We start from the raw sequence: 3,510 nt of genomic DNA on the forward strand, positions 1-3,510 counted from the left end.
GGTAGCTCTTGCCTTGTTGAAGCGTTTGGTAAGTTAGCTTGGTGAGGGTGTCAGCCATGTCTGCGAAATTCTTTTTTATAAAAGTATTGTAAACAAATCTAACGAATCTCAGCGAGTTTGTAAATTAAATGCAGCGATTATTTAGGCGATTAGGCAAGTACGTCTTCAGGTGTCCATCCTCACCAGATTGCCTCATCCTTACCTGCTAGTAGTAAGCAGTTCGAGCTGTGGAAATCGATCGCATTGTTGTTGTTACCGCGAATATTGCCAATCCCGAACACCGCAGATGGATTGTGTTACCATCAGGGGAAATAGGTATTGACATCCTAAAGTAGACATGAGCAAAGTGCTGGTGTTAAATGCTTCCTACGAGCCGCTGAACATTACTGGTTGGCGACGTGCGGTAATCTTGATGCTCAAGGGGAAAGCAGAACAAGTCGAACACAATGGCAAATATTTATACCGAGACTTTCCCTTACCAACGGTGATTAGGTTGCGGCACTATGTAATGGTGCCCTATCGCGAAATTCCCCTCACCCGCCGGAATGTACTCAACCGCGACAATCACTCTTGTCAGTACTGTGGTTATAAAGGCGATGGCTTGACGCTAGATCATGTGATGCCCCGATCGCGCGGCGGCCCAGATACGTGGGAAAATTTGATTACGGCGTGTATGCGGTGCAATGTCAAAAAGGGCAACCGCACGCCCAAGGAAGCGAATCTACAGCTTTATACTCAGCCGCGCCGACCGTATAGTAGTCTGCACTATGAGGCAGCTACTCAAATTAATAATGGCGCTCATACGGAGTGGCGGAAGTATATTATCGGGATTTAAGAAGATGTCTGGAAATATGGACAGCATCGTTGGCGTTGGCGTAGCCTGTCGTAGGCACAGCCTACCAGAGGTAATCTGTTGATACTAGCTTTGGTAGTAATCCCCTCAATTCCCCATAAAAAGTTATTTTATTCTGCACACACAAGTCTGTTGGAGATGATGCGTAGTCCTTTACCCCACCCCAGCCCTCCCCTTATAAAGGGGAGGGAGCAAAAGCCCCCCCTTTATAAGGGGGGGTTGGGGGGGGTAAGCCCACTAAAAACGTAGCAGTTAGACGTATCCAAACATCCTCCTAACCACTCGTCTTCAAGTGTTGCTTGGCTTGTTGCCAGAGCGATTCTAGTTCGGTAATAGAATAATCGGTTAATGGTCGATCGATATAGCGTTCCATTTGGGTAATGCGATCGATAAATCTTTGATTGGTACCGCTCAAGCCTCGCGCTGGATCGAGTTTACACCATCGGGCGAGATTGACGATGGTAAATAATAAATCTCCCAATTCAGTTTCTTGATGTGCGAGATCGGGCGTGGCAAGTGCTTCTTTAAGTTCGCCTAACTCTTCCTCAAACTTTTCCCACACGCCATCGATATTTTCCCACTCAAATCCCATCGCCGCAGCACGATTGGAGATCTTCATCGCCGCAGTTAGAGGCGGTAACTTCTCTGTATAACTACTCAATTTATCGCTGAGCAATTCGGTAGTCTTGCCTTTTTCGATCGCTTTTATTTCTTCCCAATTAGCTCGCACATCCTCTACCCCCGATACTTTCACATCCCCAAATACATGCGGATGACGGCGGATGAGTTTTTCACTGATGCTTTGAGCGACATCGGCTAAGGTAAATTGCCCTGCTTCGCTAGCAAGTTGCGATTGTAAGACTACTTGCAACAATAAGTCTCCCAATTCTGACACGATCGCGTCTCGATCGCCACTCCGAATCGCATGTACCGCCTCGTAAGCTTCCTCGACGATATAAGGTGTCAAACTCTCAGGTGTCTGCGCCAAATCCCAGGGACAACCCCCATCGGGATCTCGCAATTTGGCAACCACATCGATTAGGGATTGAAGTGAAGTGATGATGGGAGTAGCGTCGGGATTTGTCATACAGTCGCTCTAGTTAATTTATAAACAGCCGGACGATCTGAGTCATCAAACAATATCTCAAACCCCTGCCAGGTACGATACCCATTTTATCGGCTTAGAACTTGCGAATGCTACCCATAGTCTAATTTAGTGAGGAACACTACTCAATACGATCTAAAAATACTACTTAATGTGCATCAAATTTAAACTGAGCAATAGGATAAGGTCCGATCGTATTCTCTCTTTGCTCTAAACTGAATAAGAGAACTTGATAAATCCCTATTTCCGAAAATTGACAAGATATTTGAATTGATTCTCCAACAGCAGGCTGGCTTTGACAAGTCTTGACATCTGTTGTGTTATCTTGTGCAAATGGGTTGCCCTGGGTAAGGCTCCAGAGTGAAAAATTAGATTTTTCTCTTTCTGAGAAAAGAGCCACAATTTTATTTGAATAATTTACAGGTGCTTTTACTTGAATAAAGCCGTTTTTTTGAACAGAGGTTTTGTATTCAATTGGTGAAACTATCTGTATGTCTTCAGTAAAAAATCTAGGTGTTAATATTAGCTGCTTTTCAAAATAATCTCGACTTATGGGCTTATGTAAAAGTTGCCAATCCGACTGCGCTGGAAAATGATCTGGAATCATTACTTCAGGAGGCGGCATTAAATAATCTGATTTATATAAAGATATATTTTGATTGGAATTGATATCATCCCATGTTGTATCCACTAGTTGCCAATTATCTGCAACTTTAACAGCATTCCACGCATGTAGTGTTAGTCTAGTATTAGGATTTAATAGATCTGCATTTGTAGAAATTGAATTTGGAGGAGCTAGATCCTGACGAATATCTCCTTGAATGACAACAGTGTTTATACCAATTGCTTGACTTAGTGCCATAAAGAGATTTGCGTAACCACCACAAACTGCCTTTCGTGTTGAAAAGACGGTTTGAGCATCTTGAGATGGATATCTGCCCATTTTAAGTGCGTGAAAGTCATAGCTAACTCGGCTAATTACATAGTCATGCAATGCTTTGATTCGTAAATATGGGTCAGATTCCTGCCTAGCGATATACTCAGCAACCGATTTAATACCACTCTCAATATCAGGTGGTATGTTGGCAACTGCTGAGTGAATTGTTTGATTGTTTTTCCATGACCAAGGTGAAGCTAGTAAAGGTGGTTTAGGGCCATATTTAATTCGTACGGAAAAATCTTTAACTAAATATGGATTCATTCCATTAATTATAGCTACTAGTAATAGTAATGATATAAACCAGTATCGAGCTATAGTTGATTTGAGAAAGGTTTGAATTCTTCTTTTTAAAAGATTTTTCTTCTTATGTTTTAATTTAAGAACCGCTTTCTGAAAATCACGTTCGAGATTTTGGGGCATAAAAACACTATTAATTAGTGATGACACCCTTAATATTCCCAATTATCATGAAAAATATACTTGAGATCGATCTAAGCCTTCGATACTGAGATACTAACAATTTAGATTGGACTATAACGTTAAACTCTGTCTGGTAGTGCGGCGGGTGAAGGGGTTCCAAACGTCTAGTTCGGCGGCTGTACGTCCCAGCAG

The 3,510-nt window shown here is 42.5% G+C and carries 3 protein-coding genes; 1 reads left to right on the forward strand and 2 read right to left on the reverse strand.

The window, feature by feature from the left end; translation table 11 throughout:
* Window positions 1–337 precede the first annotated feature (337 nt).
* Window positions 338–835 carry an HNH endonuclease gene (locus RMO35_RS11930; RefSeq protein WP_309741457.1) on the forward strand — a complete coding sequence of 166 codons (498 nt, stop codon included), beginning with the start codon at window positions 338–340 and terminating at the stop codon, window positions 833–835.
* A 292-nt stretch (window positions 836–1,127) separates the two neighbouring features.
* On the opposite strand, the gene mazG is transcribed toward RMO35_RS11930, so the two are convergent.
* Complete coding sequence (gene mazG, locus RMO35_RS11935) at window positions 1,128–1,940, reverse strand: nucleoside triphosphate pyrophosphohydrolase (RefSeq protein ID WP_309741459.1); 813 nt, start codon at window positions 1,938–1,940, stop codon at window positions 1,128–1,130.
* Window positions 1,941–2,106: 166 nt separating this feature from the next.
* On the reverse strand, window positions 2,107–3,318 hold the full coding sequence (locus RMO35_RS11940) for a transglutaminase domain-containing protein (protein ID WP_309741460.1): 1,212 nt from the start codon (window positions 3,316–3,318) through the stop codon (window positions 2,107–2,109).
* Between the last annotated feature and the right edge of the window lie 192 nt (window positions 3,319–3,510).

This window comes from Chamaesiphon sp. OTE_20_metabat_361, from assembly GCF_031364565.1.

Coding starts and splice junctions, on each gene's coding strand:
- RMO35_RS11930 (WP_309741457.1), top strand. CDS start 338: ATGAGCAAAGTGCTGGTGTTAAATGCTTCCTACGAGCCGCTGAACATT.
- mazG (WP_309741459.1), bottom strand. CDS start 1,940: ATGACAAATCCCGACGCTACTCCCATCATCACTTCACTTCAATCCCTA.
- RMO35_RS11940 (WP_309741460.1), bottom strand. CDS start 3,318: ATGCCCCAAAATCTCGAACGTGATTTTCAGAAAGCGGTTCTTAAATTA.